This window comes from Ensifer sp. GW823-FHT05D09 (assembly GCF_058795755.1).
Map to the genome: position 1 here is coordinate 1 of NZ_JBXAIA010000009.1, position 25,766 is coordinate 25,766.

At 61.1% G+C, this 25,766-nt stretch carries 26 protein-coding genes; 19 read left to right on the plus strand and 7 right to left on the minus strand.

Annotated elements, in window-relative coordinates:
• Positions 1–538: porin (locus tag AC1Q80_RS22715; protein ID WP_492361946.1), on the plus strand; the 538-nt coding region annotated here is incomplete at its 5' end.
• Positions 539–650: 112 nt separating this feature from the next.
• On the opposite strand, the gene AC1Q80_RS22720 is transcribed toward AC1Q80_RS22715, so the two are convergent.
• Positions 651–1,547, minus strand: coding sequence for an alpha/beta fold hydrolase (locus AC1Q80_RS22720; RefSeq protein ID WP_492361947.1), 897 nt, complete (start codon positions 1,545–1,547; stop codon positions 651–653).
• A gap of 437 nt (positions 1,548–1,984) precedes the next feature.
• Positions 1,985–4,057, minus strand: a complete 2,073-nt coding sequence (locus AC1Q80_RS22725; RefSeq protein ID WP_492361948.1) for a lytic transglycosylase domain-containing protein — start codon at positions 4,055–4,057, stop codon at positions 1,985–1,987.
• A 296-nt stretch (positions 4,058–4,353) separates the two neighbouring features.
• Here AC1Q80_RS22725 and dapA point away from each other — a divergent pair, with 296 nt between their 5' ends.
• Positions 4,354–5,238 (plus strand): 4-hydroxy-tetrahydrodipicolinate synthase, encoded by an 885-nt coding sequence (gene dapA, locus AC1Q80_RS22730; protein ID WP_492361949.1) that lies wholly within the window; start codon positions 4,354–4,356, stop codon positions 5,236–5,238.
• Positions 5,238–5,717, plus strand: coding sequence for an SsrA-binding protein SmpB (gene smpB, locus AC1Q80_RS22735; protein ID WP_173419503.1), 480 nt, complete (start codon positions 5,238–5,240; stop codon positions 5,715–5,717). The genes dapA and smpB overlap by 1 nt, the downstream gene beginning before the upstream one ends.
• A 71-nt stretch (positions 5,718–5,788) precedes the next feature.
• On the opposite strand, the gene AC1Q80_RS22740 is transcribed toward smpB, so the two are convergent.
• Positions 5,789–6,370: a LabA-like NYN domain-containing protein gene (locus tag AC1Q80_RS22740; protein WP_077503977.1), complete on the minus strand. Its 582-nt coding sequence runs from the start codon at positions 6,368–6,370 to the stop codon at positions 5,789–5,791.
• 470 nt (positions 6,371–6,840) lie between these two features.
• On the opposite strand from AC1Q80_RS22740, the gene rpoZ reads away from it, so the two are divergent.
• From rpoZ to AC1Q80_RS22800, 12 genes are all read left to right on the plus strand, one after another.
• Positions 6,841–7,248, plus strand: coding sequence for a DNA-directed RNA polymerase subunit omega (rpoZ, locus tag AC1Q80_RS22745; protein WP_077503976.1), 408 nt, complete (start codon positions 6,841–6,843; stop codon positions 7,246–7,248).
• A gap of 103 nt (positions 7,249–7,351) precedes the next feature.
• Positions 7,352–9,577 (plus strand): RelA/SpoT family protein, encoded by a 2,226-nt coding sequence (locus AC1Q80_RS22750; RefSeq protein WP_173419504.1) that lies wholly within the window; start codon positions 7,352–7,354, stop codon positions 9,575–9,577.
• 203 nt (positions 9,578–9,780) lie between these two features.
• A complete protein-coding gene (locus AC1Q80_RS22755) occupies positions 9,781–9,933 on the plus strand; it encodes a DUF3563 family protein (protein WP_065787305.1) in 153 nt (50 codons plus the stop codon).
• 284 nt (positions 9,934–10,217) lie between these two features.
• Positions 10,218–10,682 carry a DUF2062 domain-containing protein gene (locus AC1Q80_RS22760; RefSeq protein ID WP_492361950.1) on the plus strand — a complete coding sequence of 155 codons (465 nt, stop codon included), beginning with the start codon at positions 10,218–10,220 and terminating at the stop codon, positions 10,680–10,682.
• Entirely contained in the window at positions 10,679–11,098 is a 420-nt protein-coding gene (gene acpS / locus AC1Q80_RS22765) for a holo-ACP synthase (protein WP_173419506.1), read from the plus strand. The genes AC1Q80_RS22760 and acpS overlap by 4 nt, the downstream gene beginning before the upstream one ends.
• Before the next feature lie 160 nt (positions 11,099–11,258).
• The gene (gene lepB / locus AC1Q80_RS22770; protein WP_173419507.1) at positions 11,259–12,002 is read left to right on the plus strand and encodes a signal peptidase I; all 744 of its coding nucleotides are present in this window, start codon (positions 11,259–11,261) and stop codon (positions 12,000–12,002) included.
• Positions 12,002–12,718 carry a ribonuclease III gene (gene rnc, locus AC1Q80_RS22775; RefSeq protein WP_173420992.1) on the plus strand — a complete coding sequence of 239 codons (717 nt, stop codon included), beginning with the start codon at positions 12,002–12,004 and terminating at the stop codon, positions 12,716–12,718. Before lepB ends, rnc begins: the two co-directional genes overlap by 1 nt.
• Positions 12,715–13,656: a GTPase Era gene (gene era, locus AC1Q80_RS22780; protein ID WP_171986893.1), complete on the plus strand. Its 942-nt coding sequence runs from the start codon at positions 12,715–12,717 to the stop codon at positions 13,654–13,656. The genes rnc and era overlap by 4 nt, the downstream gene beginning before the upstream one ends.
• 348 nt (positions 13,657–14,004) lie before the next feature.
• Positions 14,005–15,051: a glutathione S-transferase family protein gene (locus AC1Q80_RS22785; protein ID WP_492361951.1), complete on the plus strand. Its 1,047-nt coding sequence runs from the start codon at positions 14,005–14,007 to the stop codon at positions 15,049–15,051.
• Positions 15,052–15,346: 295 nt separating this feature from the next.
• Positions 15,347–16,603 (plus strand): cyclopropane fatty acid synthase, encoded by a 1,257-nt coding sequence (locus tag AC1Q80_RS22790; RefSeq protein WP_492361952.1) that lies wholly within the window; start codon positions 15,347–15,349, stop codon positions 16,601–16,603.
• Positions 16,604–16,813: 210 nt separating this feature from the next.
• Positions 16,814–19,120: a Tex family protein gene (locus AC1Q80_RS22795; RefSeq protein WP_173419511.1), complete on the plus strand. Its 2,307-nt coding sequence runs from the start codon at positions 16,814–16,816 to the stop codon at positions 19,118–19,120.
• Between the two features lie 209 nt (positions 19,121–19,329).
• Positions 19,330–19,647, plus strand: a complete 318-nt coding sequence (locus AC1Q80_RS22800) for a hypothetical protein (protein ID WP_492361953.1) — start codon at positions 19,330–19,332, stop codon at positions 19,645–19,647.
• A gap of 69 nt (positions 19,648–19,716) precedes the next feature.
• Here the strand turns inward: AC1Q80_RS22800 and rkpK are convergent, their stop codons facing one another.
• From rkpK to AC1Q80_RS22815, 3 genes are all read right to left on the minus strand, one after another.
• Positions 19,717–21,030 carry a UDP-glucose 6-dehydrogenase gene (gene rkpK, locus AC1Q80_RS22805; RefSeq protein WP_492361954.1) on the minus strand — a complete coding sequence of 438 codons (1,314 nt, stop codon included), beginning with the start codon at positions 21,028–21,030 and terminating at the stop codon, positions 19,717–19,719.
• A gap of 70 nt (positions 21,031–21,100) precedes the next feature.
• Entirely contained in the window at positions 21,101–22,144 is a 1,044-nt protein-coding gene (locus tag AC1Q80_RS22810; protein WP_173419514.1) for an NAD-dependent epimerase, read from the minus strand.
• Between the two features lie 69 nt (positions 22,145–22,213).
• Entirely contained in the window at positions 22,214–22,546 is a 333-nt protein-coding gene (locus AC1Q80_RS22815; protein ID WP_492361955.1) for an ArsR/SmtB family transcription factor, read from the minus strand.
• Between the two features lie 49 nt (positions 22,547–22,595).
• Between AC1Q80_RS22815 and AC1Q80_RS22820 the strand changes: the two genes are divergently transcribed.
• Together AC1Q80_RS22820 and AC1Q80_RS22825 are read left to right on the plus strand one after the other, a co-directional pair.
• A complete protein-coding gene (locus AC1Q80_RS22820) occupies positions 22,596–23,078 on the plus strand; it encodes an SRPBCC domain-containing protein (protein ID WP_492361956.1) in 483 nt (160 codons plus the stop codon).
• 41 nt (positions 23,079–23,119) lie between these two features.
• The gene (locus tag AC1Q80_RS22825; protein ID WP_210264452.1) at positions 23,120–23,446 is read left to right on the plus strand and encodes a VOC family protein; all 327 of its coding nucleotides are present in this window, start codon (positions 23,120–23,122) and stop codon (positions 23,444–23,446) included.
• A 16-nt stretch (positions 23,447–23,462) separates the two neighbouring features.
• On the opposite strand, the gene AC1Q80_RS22830 is transcribed toward AC1Q80_RS22825, so the two are convergent.
• The gene (locus AC1Q80_RS22830; RefSeq protein WP_176351934.1) at positions 23,463–24,200 is read right to left on the minus strand and encodes a L,D-transpeptidase; all 738 of its coding nucleotides are present in this window, start codon (positions 24,198–24,200) and stop codon (positions 23,463–23,465) included.
• A 235-nt stretch (positions 24,201–24,435) separates the two neighbouring features.
• Between AC1Q80_RS22830 and recO the strand changes: the two genes are divergently transcribed.
• Together recO and AC1Q80_RS22840 are read left to right on the plus strand one after the other, a co-directional pair.
• Positions 24,436–25,182, plus strand: coding sequence for a DNA repair protein RecO (gene recO / locus AC1Q80_RS22835; RefSeq protein WP_173419518.1), 747 nt, complete (start codon positions 24,436–24,438; stop codon positions 25,180–25,182).
• Between the two features lie 14 nt (positions 25,183–25,196).
• Complete coding sequence (locus AC1Q80_RS22840; protein WP_492361957.1) at positions 25,197–25,706, plus strand: PaaI family thioesterase; 510 nt, start codon at positions 25,197–25,199, stop codon at positions 25,704–25,706.
• Positions 25,707–25,766 lie beyond the last annotated feature (60 nt).

A 25,766-nucleotide genomic window follows, 5' to 3' on the forward strand; every position in this document is an offset into this window, starting at 1 on the left:
CTCGATCGCCTACCTCTATGACGGTGGCTCGTTCCAGGCTGGTATCTCTGTCGACGAACTCGAAGCTGCTACCACCAAGGCTAACGGCATTGGCGTTGCAGGTATCGTTTCGGCTTCGGTCGGCGGCGTATCGTTCGACCTGCTCGGCGGCTTCGACACCGAACTTGAAGAAGGCGCGATCCGCGCTCTGCTTTCGGCAGACCTCGGTCCGGGCACCTTCCAGCTCGCTGGTATCTGGGCTTCCGACCCGAACGCTTACTGGGCTGAGTCCGAGTGGACCGTTGCTGCGTCGTACGCCTTCAAGGCAACCGACAAGCTGAAGATCACCCCCGGTGCTCAGTACTTCGGCGATCTGAACGACGGCAACTTCGGCTTCGACAGCGGCCTCGACAAGTGGCGCGCTGGCGTGACCCTCGACTACGCGATCACCGAAGGTCTGGCGACCCGCGTGTCGGTTCAGTACGAAGACGAAGATCAAGTCGGCGGTGGCTCTGAGGACCAGGTTTTTGGTTTCGTCCGCCTGCAGCGCGACTTCTAATCTGATCTGACCTCGGTCAGATTAGAGAAGCCCGGCTTTCGAGCCGGGCTTTTTCGTTTTTGCGCAAAGGTCGGTGGAGCCGTTTCGTTGTGATGAATGTCACAGGCCCTGTTTAAGCACCGCGCACAATAGTCTCCAGAAATTCAGCGATGTCTTGCTTGAGGTCACCGACATGCAGCAGTGGCGCGTGTCCCTGGCCAAGTGCGGTAACGGAAGTCATTTTCTGATGCCGACGGTGCATTTCGGTGGCTGTTTCTTCGGCCAGCAACCGTGTGTTTTCTCCTCGGACGAGTAACAAAGGGTATTGGCCGAGCGCCTGAAAGGGCTCCCAGAGATCGGGCAGGGGAGTGCTGGCGTCGAGCGGTAGCAACTGCTTCGCAATTGCCTGGTCAAAGTCCGGGACTGGATATCCGTTTTCATCGCGGTAAATGGCGTTCGCCATGTCGCGCCAATCGATTTCGCCAAGTGCCGGAAACTCTGTGCCGTGCAAGGCTCGAAGATGAGCCGGCGCATCTTCCCAGGTCTGCGGTCTGCCACCGTTATTGAGGTAGTCGCGGATTGCCAGCAATCCACCACGTTCGATCACAGGGCCGATATCGTTTAGCACCACGGCGGCAATGAGCGACGGCGTCTGTTGCGCGAGCAGATGCAGGATCAATCCGCCGCGGGACGTGCCGATGAAAACTGCTCTCTCAATTCCAAGTGTATGGCAGGCCGTGATCACGTCGTTCGTTTCTACGGGGATGCTGTAGTGGCTCTTGTCCGGATCGCGCTCCGATTGTCCACGGCCGCGGTAGTCGAGGCAGAAGACAGTGCGCGAGCCACCGACCGGCGATGAAAGATGTTGTGCGAGGAAATGGAAGTCGCGGCTGTTGCGCGTGAGGCCCGCAAGGCACACGACGGGTAAAGAACCGCCAACTTCGAGCGATTTGTGACCATAGATACGTGCGTAGAGCCGCAAGCCGTCGTTCGATAAAAAATAGCGCTCGCTAAAACCGTCCTGCTGCATGGCTCTGGCCTTTCCTCTGATCGTCAAAGAGAGAATAGAGCGCATTCGGGGAAAGTGCGAAGAGCTTCTTCGTCAGAAAATTTGTAAAAACAAAGAGGTAGAGCTGTTTCGGTGACCCCGTTCGAGCTTGAACAACTTTAGTGACCGCGCTTGGGTCGCCATGTCGTGATGCCGCGACCTTTGTCAGTGCGACGGGCGTAAGCATGGGGGTGAAAAATCGCGCTCCCGCAGTTTGCCAAGCGTAAATTTTAGAGCATGTCGCGCAAAAGTGTGCCGCGGTTTTGCGATAACGAAATGCGCAAAAACAAGAACTTAAAGCGCACCAAGCGAATCTGGAAGATCGCGAAGCGCTTAAGTGCGCAGATGACTTGCTGCAGTGGCTTGAGTGCACGCTCGTCTCGGGCGTTTACCAGGGGCTTCGCTGCCGTCTCACGTCGCTAGGACGGTGAACGTCCCATCCTGAGATCTTCAACGATATCGGCATTTTGGCCGAGCCGCACCTTGTAGACCTGGTAGTTTTCCATGACGCGCTGGACGTAATTGCGCGTCTCCTGGAACGGGATGCGCTCGATCCAGTCGACGACCTCGTCGATTGGCTTGCCGCGGGGATCGCCATAGCGGCTGAGCCAGTCCGGGACGCGGCGCGGGCCGGCATTGTAGGCGATGAAGGTGAGAATGTAGGACCCGCCGAAGCTGTTGATCTGTTCGCCGAGATAGTGCGCGCCAAGGGTGGCGTTGTATCCGGCATCGCTCGTCAACCGGTCCTTGGAATAGGCAAGACCGTAGCGGCTCGCCACGCCTTTGGCTGTTCCCGGCAGCAGTTGCAGCAGGCCTCGCGCGTTGGCGGTTGAGACAGCCGCAGGATTGAAGGCGCTTTCCTGGCGCGCGATGGCATAGGCGAGCGCCTTGCCCGAGCCGTCGATGTTGGCGGTCGGCGGGATGACGCCGACGGGAAAGGCGAGCGCCGCGACGTCGATGCCGCGGCCGAAGGCCGTCTTGCCGATCTGAAGCGAAAGCTGGTGATTGCGGGTTTTTTCGGCGCGGGCCGAAAGGATGGCCAACTCGCCAGGGCTTGTCAGTTCATCGGCCAATGCCCGGTAGATGCTGTCGGCGCGCCAGCCGTGGCCTGCCGTTTCGAGCCGTGAGATGGCGCGAACCGCCTCGCGGCTTTCGAAACGGGCGCGGTCTTCGGCTGAGGGCGCGGGATAGGTCACGTTAAGCACCTTGCGGCCGAGCCGTGCGGCTGCGAGCTGGCCGTAGAACGTGCCTGGAAACCGGGCGGCATTGGCGAAATAGTCCTTGGCGTTTCCCGGTCCGCCGGCTTCCGCCGATCGTCCAAGCCAGTACCAGGCGCGCGATGCGGAAAGCGGTCTGGTGGAAACATCGAGAATGCGTCGGAAATGCCGCGCGGCGGCAGCCGGGTCCTCCTTGCCACGCAGTGCGTACCAGCCGGCATGAAACTCCGCATCGACGATATCGGTCGCTTCGGTTGCCCTGTGTTTGGCGGCGACCTGATAGGCGCCGCGGAAATCCCCCTTGTCCAGCAGCCCGCGGCTGATGATCCGCTGCTCGGTCCACCACTCTCCGGGATTGATCAGCGCGTCCTCGTCGCTCGGCATCGTCGCCAGCAGCTTGGCGGCCTCCGCATACTTGTCCTGTTTGCGGAGGTTCTCGATGCGGATAAACAGGTAGGCTGGGTCCTTATGCCAAGAGGGGTCTACCGCCGATATCAGCGCCGTGGCATCGGCGCTGCCACGGTTGACCGCCGCCCAGGCGCGATAGAGAGACTGCGCCTTGCCAAGATCGCTGAAGCGTTCCGCCTGCTCGACGCGATTGCGATAAAGCAGCATCGCCATTCGCCGTCTGTGGTCGGCGACTGTCAGCAGGCCCGAAAATTCGGAAAGGATCTGGGTCTCCACATCCTTGTCGAGCCCTTGCTTGAACCAGAGCGCACGCAAGCGCGTGGCGGCCGTCGCACTTTGCCCCTGGGCCACAAGCGCGCGGGCAAGAATGATCGTGCCTTCCGTGGTTTCAGGCTGTGTCTGGCCGAAGGCCGCAAGAACGTCGGCTGCCTGCGGGTTCTCGCGATAGAGAGCACGTTCGGAGTTGGCACGCAGCGATTTGAGGCCGGGCCACCCCTGCAGTTCGCGCTGGGCGCTGGCGATTTCGAAGGAGCGGATGCCGCGTTGGCCCGAGACGGCGATCGCCCATGTCAGAATGTGACGGTCGAGCGTGCCGTCAGCCATGCGGTTTCGAACAGCGATTGCCGTGGCCGGGTCTTTGTTGGAAAGCGCGTCCAGTCCGAGTTTCAGCTCACTTTGGATCGGCGATGGCGTTGCGTGGATCGCGCCGGTGATGTCCTTGCCGGAAACGCGACCAGCCTTGTCAGAGGTCACCGGCTTGGCGCCTGGTACCGGCACTTTGTTCGGGGGCTCGGAAGAAAAGGCCGACGAGGCCAGAAGCGCTGCGCCGACCATGGCGGCGACAGGCAGAAGAATTGATCCGCGCATCAAGAGCCCCGTGTTTCCCCGTGTCTCGCATTCATTTGCCGCCGGATTGCCTAACGAAAGGTTACCGGGATTTACCGTTCATCGCAATTGCATCGTCGGGCGCCTTAGTACCGGATGGCAAGCGACGAGGATTATACGGCTTCAACGTCAAGCTTTTACGTGAAAACCGGCAAGAAATGCCGTGTCACGGTGCTTGCCGCAGCCCCCCCACATGATTATGGTGCGGCAGTTTTTTAACCGTCGATTACGGCCAAAGCGTGAGTGTGCTTGCGTCTTTGAGCCGTCAGGAGTTGTGCATGTTCAAGGGTTCCATTCCCGCTCTCGTAACACCGTTCACCACCACCGGCGCGGTGGATGCGGAAGGTTTCGTCGCGCATGTGGAATGGCAGATAAAAGAGGGCAGCACTGGCCTCGTGCCCGTCGGCACGACTGGCGAATCCCCGACCCTTTCGCATTCCGAGCACAAGCAGGTCGTCGAACTCTGCATCAAGGCGGCCGCCGGGCGAGTGCCCGTGATTGCCGGCGCCGGCTCCAACAACACCATCGAAGCCGTCGAGCTTGCGCAACATGCCGAAAAGGCGGGTGCGGATGCGGTGCTTGTCGTCACGCCTTACTACAACAAGCCGACGCAGAAGGGCCTGTTCGCCCACTTTTCGGCGATCGCGGAAAGCGTGAAGCTGCCGATCGTCATCTATAATATCCCCGGCCGTTCCGTCGTCGACATGAGCGTCGAAACGATGGCTGCGCTCGCCAAGGCCTACCCGACGATCATCGGCGTCAAGGATGCGACCGGTAAGATCGAACGCGTATCCGAGCAGCGCATGGCCTGCGGCAAGGGTTTCGTCCAGCTTTCCGGCGAAGACGCAACGGCGCTCGGCTTCAACGCCCATGGCGGCGTCGGCTGCATCTCGGTGACGGCAAACGTCGCGCCGCGGCTTTGTGCTGAATTCCAGCAGGCCACGCTTGCCGGCGACTATGCGAAGGCGCTGGACTATCAAGACAAGTTGATGCCGCTGCACAAGGCCATTTTCATGGAGCCTGGCCTTTGCGGCGCCAAGTACGCGCTGAACCGTCTCGGCCGCATGAGCCGCGCGGTTCGTTCGCCGTTGCTTTCGACACTCGAGCCAGCAACGGAAGCCGCAATCGATTCGGCGCTCAGGCATGCAGGATTGATGAACTAATGGCACCCAAGGGAAGCCAGCGCACAGTCAAGAAAATTGTTGCGGAAAACCGCAAGGCCCGCTTCAACTACGAGATCGTCGATACCTACGAGGCCGGTATGGTTCTGACCGGAACCGAGGTCAAGTCGCTGCGCGAAGGCAAGGCAAATATTGCGGAATCCTACGCCACCGACGAGGGCGGGGAGATCTGGCTGATCAATTCCTATCTGCCGGAATACCTGCAGGCAAACCGCTTCAACCACGAGCCCCGCCGTCGGCGCAAGCTGTTGCTGTCCAAGCGCGAGGTCAACCGGCTGCAGGGCGCCGTCAACCGTGAAGGCATGTCGCTCATTCCGCTCAAGATCTATTTCAACGATCAGGGCAGGGCCAAGCTTGAATTGGCGCTGGGCAAGGGCAAGAAGTTGCACGACAAGCGCGAAAGCGCCAAGGAGCGCGATTGGAACCGGCAGAAGAGCCGGTTGCTCAAGGACCGGGGCTGAACGCAGCCCCGCGCTCGCCACGGCGCGGACGTGGCTCTATCTTTACTGATTGGCGAGTGGTGGGGTTGGGCTCAGATCTCGACGGGGTCTGCCACTGGCTCGATATGCTGGCGGGGGGTGCGCTCGGACGGGTCGCGGCCGATTTCCGCGCGCAGCGTGACGAGATCGATGAAGTGATCGGCCTGGCGACGCAGGTCGTCGGCGATCATTGGCGGCTGGGTCGACATCGTCGACACGACCGAGACCTTTCGACCCTTGCGCTGCAGCGCCTCGACGAGCGTGGTGAAATCGCCATCGCCCGAGAAGATCACCAGGTGATCAACGGTTTCCGATTGTTCCATGGCGTCGATCGCGAGTTCGATGTCCATGTTGCCCTTGATCTTGCGACGGCCGAGCGAGTCGGTGAATTCCTTGGCCGGCTTGGTCACGACCTTGTAGCCGTTGTAGTCCAGCCAGTCGATCAGCGGACGGATCGAAGAATATTCCTGGTCCTCGATGAGAGCCGTGTAGTAGTAGGCGCGCAGCAAGTAGCCGCGTTTCTGAAATGCCTTGAGCAGTTTGCGATAATCGATGTCGAAACCGAGGCTCTTCGATGCGGCGTAGAGATTGGCGCCGTCGATAAAAAGAGCGATCTTCTCGCGTGGATCAAACATCGTTATTCCTTTTTAGTGCGCATCTCGCTCGGCTAAGCGGCCCTTCGGCGAATGCGCGAAAATACGTCGATTACATTAATAATTGCTGATATTGCAAATAATGTAGTTAACCACTTGCATTATTCCAAGCGGCTTCCCGCGAATATAGCTAGTTTTAGCAGTTGCTGCAGTTCGTCCACATCGCAAGTCTGCAGTTTCTACCAGACGTTTCCGGTCTGCATTTGGAAGTGCAACCAGGGTGTGTATTCGCGAAGTCTAGCCCGCCCGCGTGGCATTTTACCATGCAACACGGGGTGATGTGAGCGCTCAGTGCAGGAAAAACTTGAACTCCTGTTGTTTTGATTGTATCCGAGCGGCTAATTCCAGAAATCGGAGCCGATGAGGCCGTCATCCGGCGGCCGTTCCGGTCTCGTGTCGTTAATCCGTGCTGCGGCGATGATCGCCGCGCTTTGAGCCCAAAAGGACAGGCAATGGCCCGCGTCACCGTCGAAGATTGCATTGACAAGGTCGACAACCGTTTCGAACTCGTGCTGCTCGCCAGCCACCGCGCCCGCCTGATCTCGCAGGGCGCAGCGATCACCATCGATCGCGACAATGACAAGAACCCCGTGGTCGCACTGCGCGAAATCGCCGACGAGACCCTCTCGCCGGGCGACCTCAAGGAAGACCTGATCCATTCGCTGCAGAAGCATGTCGAAGTGGACGAGCCCGAGCCCGATCCGGCTTCGCTAGTTCAGGCCGACGCCGACACGACTTTTGCCGCGACGGCGGAAGACGACGATCAGCCGGAAGCAATCACCTTCGACCGCATGTCGGAAGAAGAACTGCTGGCCGGCATCGAGGGCCTGGTGCCCCCGGAAAAGAGCGACGACTACTGAGATCCGTAACGGAACAAACGTTCCCGCGTGTTATCAAAGCAGTGCGCCACTCGTATGATTGGCGCACTTTTTTTATTGTCTTTTCCCACGGAGCCGCCCGCGAATGATGCGCCAATACGAGCTCGTTGAGCGCGTTCAGAAGTACAAGCCCGACGTCAATGAAGCCCTGTTGAACAAGGCTTACGTCTACGCCATGCAGAAGCACGGGCAGCAGAAGCGGGCAAGCGGCGACCCCTACATTTCCCACCCGTTGGAAGTCGCGGCGATCCTGACTGAAATGCATCTGGACGAATCGACCATCGCGGTCGCACTCCTGCACGACACGATCGAGGATACGACAGCGACCCGGCAGGAGATCGACGATCTCTTCGGCGAGGATATCGGCGCGCTCGTCGAGGGCCTGACCAAGATCAAGAAACTCGATCTCGTCACCAAGAAAGCCAAGCAGGCCGAAAACCTGCGCAAGCTGTTGCTGGCGATCTCCGACGACGTGCGCGTCCTCCTGGTCAAGCTTGCCGATCGTCTGCACAATATGCGCACGCTCGACCATATGACGGCCGAGAAGCGCGCGCGCATCTCCGAGGAGACGATGGACATCTATGCGCCGCTCGCCGGGCGCATGGGCATGCAGGATATGCGCGAGGAACTGGAAAACCTCTCGTTCCGCCATATCAATCCGGAGGCTTTCGAGACTGTCACCCGGCGCCTGGAAGAATTGTCCGAGCGCAACGAGGGCCTGATCAAGAAGATCGAAGACGAACTGACCGAGCTGCTCCAGGCCGAGGGCTTGAAGGGCGCGCAGGTCAAAGGGCGGCAGAAGAAGCCCTATTCGGTCTTCCGCAAGATGCAGTCGAAATCCCTGTCCTTCGAGCAGCTATCCGACGTCTGGGGCTTTCGTATCGTCGTCGACGATATCCCGTCGTGCTATCGCGCGCTCGGCATCGTGCACACGCGCTGGCGCGTCGTACCCGGTCGTTTCAAGGATTACATCTCGACCCCGAAGCAGAACGACTATCAGTCGATCCACACGACCATCGTCGGGCCTTCGCGTCAGCGCATCGAGCTGCAGATCCGCACACGACGGATGAACGACATCGCCGAGTACGGTATTGCGGCGCATTCGCTCTACAAGGACGGCGAGGGCGCATCGACAGAGACTGCCCTGTCACCGACATCGAATGCCTATTCCTGGCTGCGGCGCACGATTGAATCGCTGGCCGAAGGCGATAATCCGGAGGAGTTTCTCGAGCACACCAAGCTCGAGCTTTTCCAGGATCAGGTGTTCTGCTTCACGCCGAAGGGGCAGCTCATTGCGCTGCCGCGCGGTGCGACGCCGATCGATTTCGCATACGCCGTCCATACCAACATCGGTGACACCTGCGTCGGCGCCAAGATCAACGGCCGCATCATGCCGCTGGTGACGCGCCTCAACAACGGCGACGAAGTCGAGATCATCCGCTCGGGCATCCAGGTGCCGCCGCCCGCATGGGAAGAGATCGTCGTCACTGGCAAGGCGCGCTCCGCCATCCGGCGCGCGACGCGGGCGGCCATCCGCAAGCAATATGCCGGCCTCGGCTACCGAATTCTCGAGCGAACCTTCGAGCGCGCCGGCAAGACGTTTTCGCGCGAGGCCCTGAAGCCTGCGCTGCACCGGCTCGGACACAAAGAGGTCGAGGATGCGATCGCATCGGTCGGGCGCGGCGAACTGTCTTCGCTCGATGTCCTGCGCGCAGTATTCCCCGATCACCAGGATGAACGCGTCACCGTCAAGCCGAATGCCGACGACGGCTGGTTCAACATGCGCAGTGCGGCCGGCATGGTGTTCAAGTTACCCGGTCGATCCAAGGAAGCGGGCGAGCCGGCGCAGGCGGAAGGTCCGGAAGCGTTGCCGATCCGCGGGCTCTCGGGCAATGCCGGCGTGCATTTCAGCGCTGCCGGCGCTGTTCCCGGAGATCGTATCGTCGGCATCATGGAGAAGGACAAGGGGATCACCATCTATCCGATCCAGTCACCGATCCTGCAGAAGTTCGATGACGAGCCCGAGCGCTGGATCGACGTGCGCTGGGATCTGGACGAGGCCAACAGCAGCCGGTTCATGGCGCGGATCGCCATCAGTGCCTTGAACGAGCCAGGCACGCTGGCCGAAGTCGCGCAATCGATCGCAACGAGCGATGTCAATATCCGCTCGCTCTCCATGGGGCGTGTGGCTGCGGACTTCAGTGAGTTGCAGTTCGATCTTGAGGTCTGGGATCTCAGGCAGTTGAACCATCTGATTACCCAGCTGAAAGAACTGCCGAGCATTTCTACGGTCAAGCGCCTCTTCGAATGAAGGGGCGCTGGTTGTCATCATCGCACTCCCATCGGCTCGGCATGCGCGTCCGTTTTACGCAGCTGCCTTGAAATCAGGCAGACCAAGGCTTGAAAAGCGGCAAGGCATGCTTGCCGCGCATGGCTGCCGTCTTTTCATGGCTCTGGTGGAACAGTGACCTCTAAACTATCTTCTGGATCGGGAGGTAAACGAAGAGGTTTGCCATGTTTAATCAGTTGAAGAAGATCACCCGCGCTCTGCGCGTCGCCACTCAGGAAGAGCGTGAGCTTGCCTATCTCAACGGTTCGGTCGATCGCATCGATCTCGAATACCGTCAGCGTCAGATCGATCGCGGCCTGTTCCGCAACGGCTACTAAGCTGCTGCCTGTTCCCGCATGAGGGTGGGAATGGCGAGCCATGCGTCAGGCGAATGGCTCATTCGTGATCGCTGCACCATACGCCACCGGGTTGCAAGCAGCAGGCATGACGCCTATCTTGCGGCCTTCAAACAGGCGGACACGCTGTCTTGTGCCGACTGGCGGTGTCGAGATGCGGTCATGACGGCATAATGTTATTCAGACGTAGAAAACCGGTCACGATTTCCGAAAGGCTTCGCGCGCTTGTTTGGCCGCGCAAGGGCTTTCGGCGCGGTCCGCGATACATGGCGCTGCGTGTTCTGCGCCTGTCGTCGTCACCGCATTCTATCGCGGTAGGCGTTGCCGCAGGTGCGGCGTCGTCATTCACGCCCTTCTTCGGGCTGCATATCGTCATTGCGGTCGCGCTTGCTTCCGTGTTCTCCGGCAATCTGCTTGCTGCAGCGATCACGACGGCGCTCGCCAATCCGGTGACGATCCCGATGATCCTGACGGCGTCCTACGAGCTTGGCAGCGTCATCATCGGCCAGCAGGCGGCAGAGGTGGCGACTGGCGCGGATGTCGCGCATATGGTCGAACACCTGGAGTTTTCGGCCCTTTGGGGCCCTGTGTTCAAGCCGATGCTGATCGGATCGGTTCCGCTTGCCGCTGCCGGCGCCTTGATCTTCTATCCCCTGGCCTATCAGGCCGCCCGTCTTTTTCAGTCCCGCCGTCGACACGCACGCTCGACCGGGACAAGGTCCACACCATGATTATCGGTATCGGCAGCGACCTCATCGACATCAGGCGCATCGAAAACTCGCTCTCGCGTTTCGGCGAGCGTTTCGTCAATCGCTGCTTCACCGAAGTGGAGATCGCAAAGTCCGAGGGCCGGAAGAACCGCGCCGCCTCCTATGCCAAACGCTTCGCAGCCAAGGAGGCCTGCTCAAAGGCACTAGGCACGGGGATAGCGCACGGCGTCTTCTGGAAAGACATGGGCGTCATCAATTTGCCCGGTGGCAAGCCGACCATGCATTTGAGCGGTGGTGCTGCCGAACGGCTTCAGGCGATGGTACCGAAGGGGCATCGCGCGGCAATCCATCTGACGATTACCGACGATTTTCCGCTGGCGCAGGCCTTCGTGATTATCGAAGCACTGCCCGTTGCCCCGCCAGAGGGAACGGTTTAGAGCATTCCGTTGAGAAAACCGGGCTGCCCGTTTGCGTGGGCCGGCCATCGCGGCAGAGCTAACAAGTGCGCATCCGCCTTTGGGGCTGGAACGAGCGCAAACGACAGTTGATTGAGCGGCACGCTTCAAGCGCGCGCCGATGACAAAGGAAGACAGCAGCGTGGCAGAAAAGACAGAAGCGAAGCAGAGCGGTCTCTGGGAGAATGTGAAGGTCATCATCCAGGCACTGCTCCTGGCCGTGGTCATTCGCACCGTCTTCTTTCAGCCCTTCACCATTCCGTCCGGCTCGATGATGCCGACCCTGCTTGTCGGCGACTACATCTTCGTCAACAAGTTCGCCTACGGCTACTCCAAGTATTCGCTGCCGTTCTCGCCGGATCTGTTTTCCGGCCGCATCTTCGCAAGCGAGCCGGAACGCGGCGATATCGTGGTCTTCCGCTTCCCGCCGAACCCGGACATCGACTACATCAAGCGTCTGGTCGGCCTGCCGGGCGATCGCATCCAGGTGCGCAACAGCATTCTCTATGTCAACGACAAGCCCATCGACCGGGTGCCTGACGGCGTCTTCCGCGCCGACGACCAGTACGACACCGGCGGCGACGTGCCTGTCTACCGCGAAACCATGGACAACGGCGTTTCCTATGACACGCTCGACCAGTTCCCGGATTCGCGCGGCGACAACACCCGCGAGTTCATCGTGCCCGAAGGGCATTACTTCATGATGGGCGACAATCGCGACAACTCGGCCGACAGCCGCTTTGACGTGGGCTTCGTGCCCGCCGAAAATCTTGTCGGCCGCGCCAGCCTGATCTTCTTCTCGCTCGGCAACGACACCTCGTTCCGCGAGATCTGGAAGTGGCCGGCGAACCTGCGCTACGACCGCCTGTTCAAGGCGGTCGAATGATGAAGGCGCGGTCGCTAAGCGCGGAAGATCGGGCCAAGCTCGAGGCCGTGATTGGCTATCAGTTCAGCGAGAAGGAACGGCTCGACCGGGCGCTGACCCATTCCAGCGCCCGCAATGCCAGAGGCTCGAATTATCAGCGGCTCGAATTCCTCGGAGATCGGGTGCTGGGGCTTTGCATCTCCGAGCTTCTCTTCCAGACATTTCACGACGCCAACGAGGGCGAGCTTTCGGTGCGACTGAACCAGCTCGTCAGCGCCGAGAGCTGCGCTTTGGTCGCCGACGACCTGGAACTGCACCAGTTTATCCGCACCGGTTCCGACGTGAAGAAAATCACCGGCAAGGCGATGATGAATGTGCGCGCCGATGTGGTAGAGTCGCTCATCGCCGCGATCTATCTTGACGGCGGGCTGGAGGCGGCGCGCAAATTCGTGCTGCTTCACTGGAAAGAGCGTGCGACCCGCGCCGACGGCGCCCGTCGCGATGCCAAGACTGAATTGCAGGAATGGGCGCATGCCAAGTTTGGTATCGCGCCGGCATACCGGACGGATGACCGTTCCGGCCCCGACCACGATCCGCGTTTCACCGTGACTGTTGAGGTCGCCGGCGTTGCGCCTGAGACCGGGACGGATCGATCCAAGCGCGGCGCCGAGCAGGTGGCCGCGACGAAATTGTTGGAACGCGAAGGCGTGTGGCGGAAAATCTCCGCCGGAAAATGACGGAAAACATGACGGATATGGAAAAAGATACGGGCGCCGAAAGCGCGCCGACCCACTCGGGTTTCGTGGCGCTGATCGGCGCCACCAATGCCGGCAAGTCGACGCTGGTCAACCGCCTCGTGGGCGCCAAGGTTTCGATCGTCAGCCACAAGGTGCAGACGACCCGGGCGATCGTGCGCGGCATTGCCATCCACGACAACGCACAGATCGTCTTCATGGATACGCCCGGCATCTTCAAGCCCCGGCGCCGGCTCGACCGGGCCATGGTGACGACCGCCTGGGGCGGCGCCAAGGATGCCGACGTGATCATGCTGTTGATCGACAGCGAGCGTGGCCTGAAGGGCGATGCGGAAACGATCCTGCAGGGCCTGAAGGAAGTCCACCAGCCGAAGATCCTGGTTCTGAACAAGATCGACCAGGTCAGGCCGGAGGATCTGCTGAAGCTCGCGGCAGCGGCCAACGAGACGATCCAGTTCGAGCGCACCTTCATGATCTCGGCGCTGACCGGCTCCGGTTGCAAGGACCTTATGGATTATCTCGCCGAAAAGCTGCCGGAAGGTCCCTGGTATTATCCTGAGGATCAGATCTCCGACCTGCCGATGCGCCAGCTTGCGGCCGAAATCACCCGCGAAAAGCTGTTCCTGCGCCTGCACCAGGAGCTTCCCTATGCCTCGCATGTCGAAACCGAGAAGTGGGAAGAGCGCAAGGACGGGTCCGTTCGTATCGAACAGGTGATCTACGTCGAGCGCGAAAGCCAGAAGAAGATTGCACTCGGCAAGAACGGCGATGCGATCAAGGCGATCTCCACCGCGTCGCGCAAGGAAATCTCCGAGATCCTCGAACAACCGGTTCACCTCTTCCTATTCGTCAAGGTGCGCGAAAACTGGGGCGACGACCCCGAGCGCTTCCGCGAAATGGGTCTTGAGTTCCCGCGCTGATCGGCGCGTTTCACAAACTGCATTGACGCCGCTCGCCAGCCTTGCTGGCGGGCGGTTTCATTTGAAATGTGACCCTCGGCTTCACAGGCATACGCCGGACCATCAAGGCGCAAGCTGGCTTTCTGCCAGCATCGGTCCGATCGTCTCCGCACGGTTGGTCCAGACGTAGTCCGAGCGGCTCTCCGGCACCAATTCAAGATCTTCGGCACTGTCGACCCCTGTGGTGACGCCGCCGCTCTTTGCATGAGGTCGCCATATTGCGAACGATCTGTCACCCCGCGGTCGAATTGACCGGCTTGCGTACGCGTGAGAGGGAAGGAGCGTTCCCGCAGGTTCAGGAGAGAAGTCATGCCGCAGCTCGTCGATGGAAAATGGGTCAAGGGCGACGTTGCAGCGAGCGAGATGAAGGGTGGGGCCTTTCATCGCGAGCCGACCCGTTTTCGCAGCTGGATCACGGCCGATGGCGGCCCCGGGCCGAACGGGCAGCCAGGCCTTCCGGCGGAAGCCGGTCGCTACCGCCTGCTCGTTTCCTATCTCTGCCCCTGGGCGTCGCGCACGATCGCCTTTCGCAATCTGAAGGGGTTGGAGGACGTTATCGGTCTGACGGTTTCCAGCCCAATGCTTGGCGACGACGGCTGGGTCTATGATGAGCCTGTCGATGCCGGCGCGCGCGTCGGTCTGATCCGCTACCATCACGAACTCTATACAGCGAGCGACGCCGGCTACACCGGCAAGGTATCGGTTCCCGTCCTCTGGGATATGAAGGAAGGGCGCATCGTCAACAACGAGTCCGCCGACATCATCCGTATTCTGAATTCGGCCTTCGACGAGCTCACCGGCAACCGCCTCGATTTCTATCCGGATGCGTTGCAAGCGGAGATCGATCGCTGGAACAGCCCGATTTACGAGCGCGTCAACAACGGCGTCTATCGCGCCGGTTTTGCGAAGACTCAGAATGCCTATGACGAGGCGGTCGCGAGCCTGTTCGAGATGCTCGACACACTCGAGCACCACCTGACGACCAACCGGTACATCGCCGGTGAATACCTGACCGAGGCCGATATCCGTCTGTTCGTGACACTCGTCCGTTTCGACGCGGCCTATCACGGCGTCTTCAAGTGCAACATCCGCCGGATCGAAGACTATCCGGTGCTGTCCAACTATCTCAGAGAAATCTACCAATGGCCGGGGATCGCCGAGACGGTGCGCATCGACCATATCAAGCAAGGCTATTACGGCATCACACATGTCAATCCGACCCACATCGTGCCGGCCGGCCCCTTGCTCGATTTCACCCGCCCCCATGATCGCCATTCGCTACCGGGTCGCGGGGTCGCCGGCGCTGATGCGAGGTCGGCCGATTTGCTAAGCAAACAAATCTTTGAGGGCGCATAAAGAGCCCATTGCCAATCGATCGAAGCTTACTACGTTAGTGGAAGTTTTGATGGATAGGAGCCCGATGGCGGCTGGCCTCAAGCGGCTCCGGCAATGCGCGCACGAGGAGCGTGGGATGTTTGCCGGATACGGTGCGGCCACGACCGAGCCGGTTTTCGCCGCTTCCGGACGTACGCCGCGTCATGTCTCGCGCTCCGCGTCATGCCGCATCGCCTCTCGGAAGCCCCGATAGAACCCGGCCCCGCCGCCGTGCCCTTGCCACGGGACAGATGCGTTGATCTGGCAGGGGATGGATATGAATGCGGCATTGTTGAATATGCTTCGCCGTCTGGTGCGCAAGGGCAATCTGACGGTGTTCTTTTCGTCCGGTGAACAAGTGATTCTGGGCGACGGCTCGGGCAAGCCGGCAACGGTCCGTATTATCGATGCAGAAGCTGAAAAGGCGATTGCCGTCGATCCCAGCCTTCGTTTTGGCGAACTCTACATGGACGGACGGGCCGTCATCGAGCACGGCGATATCTTCGACGTGCTCTCGATCGCCAAGGTAAACGGCCTCGAGCATGCGGCGACCGTTTCCAACATGCTGGTTGCTCTTCAGCATGTGTTGCGCCAGCAGGTGAAGAGCCGGATGCCGGTCAATCGCAACCGGCACAATGTTGCCCATCACTATGATCTCGACCGCAAGCTCTTCAATCTTTTTCTGGATCAGGACTGGCAATATTCCTGTGCCTATTTCGAGCCGCCGGGCATCTCGCTCGACGAAGCCCAGCTCGCCAAGAAGCGCCATATCACCGCCAAGCTGTTGCTGAAGCCTGGTCAGAAGGTGCTTGAGATCGGCTCCGGCTGGGGCGGGATGGCCATGTATCTGGCGGAATCCTCCGACGTCGAGGTGACGGGCATCACGCTGAGCGAAGAGCAGCTGAAGATCTCGCGTGAGCGGGCAGCCAAGCGTGGCCTGTCCGATCGCGTCCGCTTCGAACTCCAGGATTACAGGACGATGCAGGGGCGGCAGTTCGATCGCATTGTCTCGGTCGGCATGTTCGAACATGTCGGCATTGGCAACTATGGCCGGTTCTTTCGCAAGGTCAGGGAGCTGCTGAAGCCGGATGGCGTCATGCTGCTGCACTCCATCGGGCAAGTCTACAAGCCCTGGGCAACCAATCCCTGGATCGAGAAATACATCTTTCCCGGCGGATACATTCCCGCACTCTCCGAAGTCTTTCCGTCCGTGGAAAGCACACGTCTTCTGGTCAAGGATGTCGAGATCTTGCCGATGCACTATGCCTGGACATTGAGAGCGTGGCGGCAGCGCTTCCTGGCGCGACGCGAAGAGGTGGTAAAACTGTTCGACGAACGCTTTTTCCGGATGTGGGAGTTCTATCTTGCCGCGTCCGAAGCGGCCTTCCTGCATGACAAACACTTCATCTTCCAGCTGCAGCTGTCGCCGTCGCTTGAAACCGTGCCTTTCGCGCGCGGTTACATAGAGGCGAAGGAACGGGAACTGATGGAATTCGAGAAGACCCGTCCACCGCTCGAGCCGGTGGATATCTAGGGCATGCCGCCCGAGCGCGCGGCGCCTTCGGCAAAACGACACGCCTAAAAGCCAAACTCCATGACACGTCCCATGGACCCGTTCACAGGCAGCGTGTTCTGATCGCCCATCTCCTGTGGAGTTCCGGTTTTGCCGCGCAGGCCTTCACTTGGCCTTGAAGGCCTGCGCCTTTATGGTCGCCGACTGAAAACAGGAAAGACGGACCCCACCATGGCCAGCCCAGCAAAACCAATCGCCGCCATCATTGCCAGCGAGATCAAGGCGACGATCCCCCAGGTCATCGCCGCCGTGGAGCTGCTCGACGAGGGCGCGACGGTGCCGTTTATCGCCCGTTACCGCAAGGAGGTGACCGGCGGGCTCGATGACACGCAGCTGCGGACGCTGGCCGAACGGCTGACCTATTTGCGCGAACTGGAGGCAAGGCGGGGTTCGATCATCGAATCCATCCGCGGACAGGGCAAGCTTACCGACGAACTCGAAGCCAAGATCGCCGCAGTCGAAACCAAGGCCGAGCTCGAGGACATCTATCTGCCGTACAAGCCGAAGCGGCGCACCAAGGCCGAGATTGCCAGGGAGCGTGGCCTCGGTCCGCTTGCCGAAGCCATTCTTGCCGACCGGACGATTGCACCGGCTGATCGTGCCGGCGCGTTTCTGACGGCCGATGTGCCCGATGTGAAGACGGCCCTCGACGGCGCGCGCGACATTATCGCCGAAGGCATGACGGAGAATGCCGACCTGCTCGGGCGCCTGCGCAATCATATGAAGGGCGCGGCGTTCCTGCGAGCCAAGGTCGTCGACGGCAAACAGGATGCGGGTGCAAAGTTCTCGGACTATTTCGACCATTCCGAACGCTGGGCGACGACGCCGGGTCACCGGGCGCTCGCCATGCTGCGCGGCTGGAACGAAGAGGTGCTGTCAGTCGATATCGTCGTCGATCAGGACGATACGTCCCCGGTCAAACCGGTGGAGCGCATGATCGCCGCCGCCTACACTGTCGGCGGGCAGCTGCCGGGCGACAAGTGGCTGGCGGAAGTCATCGGCTGGACCTGGCGCGTGAAGCTGTCCATGTCCCTCTCGCTCGACCTGATGCGCGAACTGCGCGAGCGGGCAGAAGAGGAAGCGATCCACGTCTTTGCGCGCAATCTGAAGGATTTGCTGTTGGCAGCTCCTGCCGGTTCGCGCGCTACCATGGGGCTGGACCCAGGCATCCGCACCGGCGTCAAGGTTGCCGTCGTCGACGGCACGGGCAAGCTGTTGGAGACGACGACCGTTTACCCGTTCCCGCCGAAGAACGATGTGCGCGGCACGCAGGCGGAACTTGCATCTCTGATCCGCAAGCACAAGATCGAGCTGATCGCGATCGGCAACGGCACCGGCAGCCGCGAAACGGAAAAGCTGGTTGCCGACATGCTCGCGCAATTGCCGGCACCGAAGCCGACCAAGGTCATCGTTTCCGAGGCCGGCGCGTCGGTCTATTCCGCTTCCGAGACGGCAGCCCTTGAGTTCCCCGGCCTCGACGTTTCGCTGCGTGGCGCTGTCTCCATCGCCCGGCGCCTGCAGGATCCGTTGGCCGAACTCGTCAAGATCGAGCCGAAATCGATCGGCGTCGGCCAGTATCAGCACGACGTCGACCAGTCGAAGCTCAGCCGCTCGCTGGACGCGGTGGTGGAAGACGCGGTGAACGCGGTTGGAGTCGATGTGAACACGGCCTCGGCGCCGTTGCTCGCGCGTGTCTCGGGTCTCGGCAAGTCATCGGCGGAAGCGATCGTCGCGCACCGTGATGCCACTGGGCCGTTTGCCAGCCGTAAGGAATTGCTGAACGTGGCGCGTCTCGGCGCCCGCACCTTCGAACAGTGCGCCGGCTTCCTGCGCATTCCTGATGGCAAGGAGCCGCTCGATGCGTCCTCAGTCCATCCGGAAGCCTATGGCATCGCCAAGAAGATCGTCGCTGCCTGCGGGCGGGACGTGCGTTCGCTGATGGGCGACAGCGCGGCGTTGCAGAAGCTCGACCCACGCGTCTTCGTCGACGACCGTTTCGGTCTGCCGACGGTCAAGGACATTCTGGCCGAACTCGAAAAGCCGGGCCGCGACCCGCGCCCGAGCTTCAAGACCGCAACATTTGCCGACGGCATTGATGACATCAAGGACCTGAAGGTCGGCATGCAGCTCGAAGGCACCGTGACCAATGTTGCCGCCTTCGGCGCCTTCGTCGATATCGGCGTCCACCAGGATGGCCTCGTCCACGTCTCGCAACTGGCCGACCGGTTCGTGAAGGACCCGCATGAGGTCGTCAAGGCCGGCGACGTGGTTCGGGTGCGGGTGACCGAGGTGGATGTGCCGCGCAAGCGCATCGGACTGACGATGCGTAAGGACGGCGGTGCCGATACGGGCCGCGAGGCGAAGGCGCCGGCATCGAACAATGCCAATCGCGGCGCGCCTGTGCGTCCGCAGAAGCAAGCTCAGCCGTCGCAAGGCGCCTTCGGTGCCGCGCTTATGGAAGCGATGAAGCGCAAATAATGCGTGTAGCCCGGAAGTCGTACGGACTTCCGGGCTATCCTCTATGAATTAGGTAATTGTAATATACCGGACGCACCGCCATACTGACCTCGTGGCGGCACCTGTATCGTGTCGCGAGCAAGTGCCGATCATAACCATGCCGGTCTACGGCGGACGAGGTCAGCGGAAACTCCTTTTCCGCCGGGTTTCCCGGCGAAAGGAGGTGCGTCATGGGACGCAATGTGATCCGTGGCCTCGCTCGAGCCGTCATATTGGCGGCCGCAGTGACGGCACATCCAAACCCGGCAAGTTCGCAAGCTGTTGCGAACTGCGCCCAGCGATCGGAAGTGATCGAATTTCTCCTGCGCCAGTACCAGGAAAAGCCCGCTGGGATCGGCTTGATCAACCAGCACGCGGTGATGGAAATTTATGCCGCCGACAGCGGCACCTGGACCCTGATCGTCACTGACGTGACCGGCCGAAGCTGCGTCATCCTCGCCGGGAAAAGCTGGGAGGCGCTACCACCCCAGCCGGTACCGAAGGCGTGAACCTGTTGCTGCCTGCCAGAGGTGGTCGCCGGGTGCAGTACCCGGCGAGAGATGTCCTGTCTGACGGCCTCAGTTCGGTCGCCCGACGCTGGCATAGGCAAAACCGTGCTTTGCCACTTCGTCCGGCCGATAGATGTTCCTGAGATCGACTAGAACCGGTTCCTTCATCACGGCCTTCAGCCGGCGGAAATCGAGCGCGCGGAACTCGTTCCATTCGGTCACGATCACCAGCACGTCGGCGTCAGTGGCGGCCTCGTAAGGGTCTTTGGCAAAATCGAGCCCCTCCATCAGCTTCTTGGCATTTTCCATGCCTTCCGGATCGTAGCCGACGACATGGGCACCGGCATCCTGCAGGGTCTGGACCACCGTGATGGCCGGACTGTCGCGCATGTCGTCGGTGTTCGGCTTGAAGGTCAGGCCGAGAACGGCGATCTTGCGGCCGCGCACGTCGCCGCCGGCAGCCGCGATCACCTTGCGGCCCATGGCGCGCTTGCGGTTGTCGTTGATCGCGACCGTTGTCTCGACCAGGCGCACGGGGCTGTCGAAGTCCTGGGCAGTCTTGACCAGCGCCAGCGTGTCCTTGGGGAAGCAGGAGCCACCATAACCTGGGCCGGCATGCAGGAATTTGCCGCCGATGCGGCCGTCGAGGCCGATACCGCGGGCCACATCCTGGACATTGGCATCGACCTTCTCGCAAAGGTCGGCCATCTCGTTGATGAAAGTGATCTTCATCGCCAGGAAGGCATTGCCAGCATACTTGATCAGTTCGGAGGTGCGGCGTGAGGTGAAGACCAGCGGCGCCTGGTTGAGGTAGAGCGGGCGGTAGACTTCGGTCATGACCTCGCGCGCACGCGCATCATCGTCGGCAAGGCCGATGACGATGCGGTCGGGACGCTTAAAGTCCTCGATCGCGGCACCTTCGCGCAGGAATTCCGGATTGGAGACGACCGCGAAATCCGCGTCCGGGTTGGTTTCGCGGATAATGCGCTCGACTTCGTCGCCGGTGCCGACCGGAACCGTCGATTTGGTCACGATCACGGTGAAGCCTTTGAGGTTGACGGCAATCTCGCGCGCTGCGGCATAGACGTAGGAGAGGTCCGCATGGCCGTCGCCGCGGCGCGATGGCGTACCGACGGCGATGAAGATCACGTCGCTGTCGGCAACCGCCGAAACGAGATCGGTGGTGAACGACAGGCGGCCGGACTGGACGTTGCTGGCGACGAGATGATCGAGGCCCGGTTCGAAGATCGGGATGCGTCCCTGCATCAGGGCGTCGATCTTGCTTTCGTCCTTGTCGAGACAGACCACGTCATGGCCGAAATCGGCAAAACACACACCCGATACAAGTCCGACATAGCCGGCGCCGATCATCGTGACTTTCATCTGCTCTTCCTTTTGTTGCGAGAGCTTCGCTTATGCAGAGTATTGGCGACGGCGGTCGTCGCCGATCGGCTCAGGCTTGGCGGGCTGGCGAGCCGGCCTTTTCAGGGCGACCGTAATATTCGTCATACCATGCCGCAAAGCGGGCGACGCCATCTTCCACCGAAATCGACGGTTTGAAATCGGTGAGCGCCTCCAGGAGATCCGGAGACGCATAAGTGCGCGGCACGTCGCCCTGCTGCATTGGCAGCAGGTTGCGCAGCGCCGGGCGGCCGACCGCCTTTTCGATGGTTTCGATGAAGGTCATCAGCTCGACCGGCTGGCCGCCACCGATGTTGACGACCCGGAACGGTGCCTGCAGCGACAGCGTGTCCGCAGCCTTTTCGGATGGCACCCGGTTTTCCTCGGCAGGAACGACATGGGAGAGCCGGAGAATGCCTTCGACCAGATCGTCGATATAGGTGAAGTCGCGGCTCATGCGGCCTTCGCCGTAGATGTCGATCGGCCTGTCGTTGTGGATGGCATCGATGAACTTGAACAGCGCCATGTCGGGTCGGCCCCAGGGGCCATAGACCGTGAAGAAGCGGAAGGCCGTCGTTGGCACCTTGTAGAGATGGGCGTAGCTGTGCGCCATCAGCTCCATCGATTTCTTCGTCGCCGCATAAATCGTCATAGGCTCGTCGGCACGGTCGGTCTCGGCGAACGGGATCTTTTCGTTGGCGCCGTAGATCGACGAGGTCGAAGCCAGCATCAGGTGCTTGGGGCCGATTTCACGCGCCAGTTCCAGCATGTTCCAGGAGCCGATGAGGTTGGAATCCACGTAGGCCTTGGGATTTTCCAGGCTGTAGCGGACACCCGCCTGGGCCGCCAGGTGGATGATGACCTCCGGCTCGGCAAGCTCTGCGGCGTGATCAAGCGCATCCCGGTCTTCCAGCATGCCGACGACCGCCTTGAAGCCGTTGGAGCGGGCGAGGATCGCATGCCGCTGCTCCTTGAGCGTCACGTCGTAATAGGGCGTCATTCCGTCGAAGCCGACGACGAAATGTCCCTCGTCGATCAGTCGCTTGGCAAGGTGGAAGCCGATGAAGCCGGCCGTGCCGGTGATGAGGTAGCGCAAGACGATATCCCCAGATTGCGTTGTCGCGCGTTCATACGAAGAAAGCTGGGCAATGGAAAGCCGAAACCGTCATTCCGTGGGGTGGTCGAGGCCTCGCTGCAGGGCGGAAAGGACGGACATCGCGTGGCCGGCATACTGGCTGATCCAGCGATGATGGATGGCCTGGATCGGCATGGCGTTGAGATGGTTCCAGCGCTCCCGGCCCTCACGCTGGACGATCACCAGCTCGGCCTCTTCGAGAACTTTCAGATGCTGCATGACGGTGCAGCGGTCCAGGTTTGAAAACCGCAGGCAGAGCATGCCGGTCGTCTGCGGCTCATCCTTGAGGGCATCGAGGATTTGCCGGCGAAAGCCGTTAGCGAGGGCCTTGAAAACAAGGTCGTCTTTCGATTCGGTTGACATGTTATGTTTTTATAACATATGCTGCACCAGCACAATGGGAGAAGAGGTCATGTCTTTCGAATTTCGGGTGAATGGACGTATCGATCGGCCCGTCGCCGAGGTTTTCGGCGCTGTGGTCAATCCGGATCAGATCAGCAGATATTTCGTCACCCTTGGTGGGGTCAGCGGGCCCATGGTGCCCGGCACGACGGTCACCTGGTGGGGCAATGTGCCGATTGAGGTCGAGGCCGTCGAACCGCATGAGCGCATCGTTTTTCGTTGGGATGCGATGGTCGAGAAAGGGGAGGAGCCTTATCGCACCACGGTCGAGATGCGCTTCAAGCCGCTCGATGATGGTGCCACCATGGTGACGATCGCCGAGACCGGCTGGCGCGAAAATGCCCGTGGACAGAAGAGTTCCTACATGAACTGCGAAGGCTGGTCGCAGATGCTGGCCTGCATGAAGGCCTGGCTCGAATACGGCATCAACCTGCGTGAGGGCTACTACGTCAGCGAATTGTCCGGGCAGCCGGCGACCGAACCGCAGCTCTGAGGGAGATCGCCGTGACGATTACCGGTGGAATCAACATCGCTATGAAGGTGCCGTCGCATCAGTACGAGGCGGTCGTCGCCTTCTACCGCGACACGCTCGGCCTGGAGCCCTTCGATGAGAAGGCGCCGGCCAAGGGCTTTATCCTCGGCCCCAACAGGCTCTGGATCGACGAAGCGCCGAACTACAGCCAGGCGGAAGTATGGCTCGAACTCTTCACCGATGACCATGAGGCAGCACTCGGCAGGCTTGCCGAAAAAGGTGTGGTGCGCTGTGACGTAGTCGAGGATCTTGGCGAGGGTTTTCGCGGCGGCTGGATCATGAACCCCGCCAACATCGTGCACATGGTGCGGACGCCGGACGCCTGGTAGGCGCCCGGCGACGGGTTTAGTACATCAGCGGTTCGCCGGCATTTGCCGGCGTCGACATCGGGGCGAGCATCTCGTTCACCGGCGCTTGTGCCTGCAGGACGACGACGCGCGAATCCCTCGGGACGCGGTTGTAGAGGTCGATGATATCTGGGTTGAAGAGCCGGATGCAGCCGCTCGACACGGCCTTTCCGATCGACCAGGCCTCGGTGGTGCCGTGGATACGGAACAGGGTGTCGCGGTCGCCCTGGAACAGATAGAGCGCGCGCGGTCCAAGCGGGTTGCGCACGCCGGGCTCCATGCCGCCGGCAAGCGGACCGTAACGTTCCGGTTCGCGTGCCACCATGCTGGAGGTCGGCGTCCAGCGCGGCCATTCGGCCTTGCGCCCAATGCGGGCTTCGCCTTCAAACTCGAGGCCGGCCTTGCCGACGCCGATGCCATAGCGCATCGCCATGCCGCCATCCTGGACCAGGTAGAGGAAGCGGTTTTGCGTGTCGATCACGATCGTGCCAGGCGGCTCATGGGTGGCGTAGGCGACCTGCTGGCGCAGGTAGCGCGTGTCGACCTTGCTGATGTCGATGGCGTCGAGCGGAAACTTTTCGTCGGGCTTCGGTCCGTACATCGCGACATAGTAGGGATCGGGTCCCTTCGGCTTCGCCGGTCCGCCGCTGGTCACGCAGCCCGCGAGCGTGGATGTGGCAAGAAGAAGGGCGAAGAGCTGCGCCAAGCGGCCGGCGCTGTTCCGGGACACACACATAATCGGGTCAATATTCCTGCTGATTGCATTTCGGGAAGGAGCGGACGTTGCCGCCGTGCATAACCGTTCTAACGTCGAACATGGCCTCGGGGAGGCGCGAGTATGGCGAAATCGAGGCAATCAACGAGTGTAGCCGAAAGGCGACAGTGCGGGTGCAGCTTGAAAGCGTTTCGTCGCGCCCCTGCACCGGCATCATCGCTTGATCCGCTTTCCATCGCGGGTGTATGCCTTTTTCATGCAATGGAGCGATCAGGCCATCATTCTCGGGATCCGGCGGCACGGCGAAAGCTCTGCCATCGCCGAAGTCATGACGGCGTCCCGAGGTCGGCATCTGGGCATGGTGCGCTCCGGTCGTTCGCGGGCCATGCAGCCTGTGCTTCAGCCGGGAAATACCGTCGAATTGACCTGGCGAGCGCGGCTCGACGAGCACATGGGCGAGTTTCGCATCGAGCCGCTCGAGCTTCGGGCCGCAAGGCTGATGGAGACGGCGACCTCCGTCTACGGCATCCAGGCGCTTGGCGCGCTTCTGCGCCTGCTGCCGGAGCGCGATCCCCATCCTCATCTCTACGAGGCGCTCGCCGTCATCGTCGATCACCTCGAAGATCCGGCTGACGCCGGCGAACTCTTCGTGCGCTTCGAGCTCGCCGTCCTGAACGACCTCGGCTTCGGGCTCGATCTGACAGAGTGCGTGGCGACCGGAGCGCGCGACGATCTCGCCTATGTGTCACCGAAGTCGGGGCGGGCGGTCTGCCGCGCGGCGGGCATGCCCTATGCCGACCGAATGTTGGTGCTGCCGGAGTTTCTCGCCGTCGAGGCACGAAGTGCGGCCGACTATGACAGTCTTGCTGCAGCCTTCCGCCTGACGGCCTTCTTTCTCAATCGCCATGTCTACGAACCGCGCGGCCTCAAGGTTTCGTCCGCGCGCGATGGTTTCGTCAACGCCGCGCTGAAGGCCTTGAAGCCTTCGTCGTCCGCCGCGTGAGCAAGGAGTACTTAATGTTCCAAGAGCTCTTCCCCGGCATGCCCGTTTCCGGCATCGGCGTTCTGCCGTTGGATCGCGTTGCCCGCGATGGCGGCCTCAAGGTCATGCAGGATCTCTTGAAGGGCGACCTGCCGGCGCCGCCGATGTCGGCCACGCTCAAGTTCGGCCTGACTGAGGTCGAAGACGGTCGGGTGGTCTTCAAGGGGCTGCCGACCGAGGAACACCTGAACCCGCTCGGCACCGTGCATGGCGGCTGGACGGCGACGGTGATGGATTCGGCGCTCGGATGCGCGGTGTTCACGACCTTGAAGCCCGGCGAGGGCTACACCACCGTCGAATTCAAGGTGAACCTGGTTCGCCCCCTGCTGCCGGGCATGGGCGAGGTTTTCTGCGAGGGCAAAATCGTCCACCGTGGCCGGACTATCGCCACCTCGGAGGCCTGGCTGCGCGACGCCGGCGGCAAGCTCCTGGCCCACGGTACGGAAACCTGCGCGATCTTCCCGATCGACAATCTGCGCAGATAACGGCGGACCGTCGCCAGCCCGATTTTGATATTGCACTAACCGTCGTTTGACCGCGCTCGC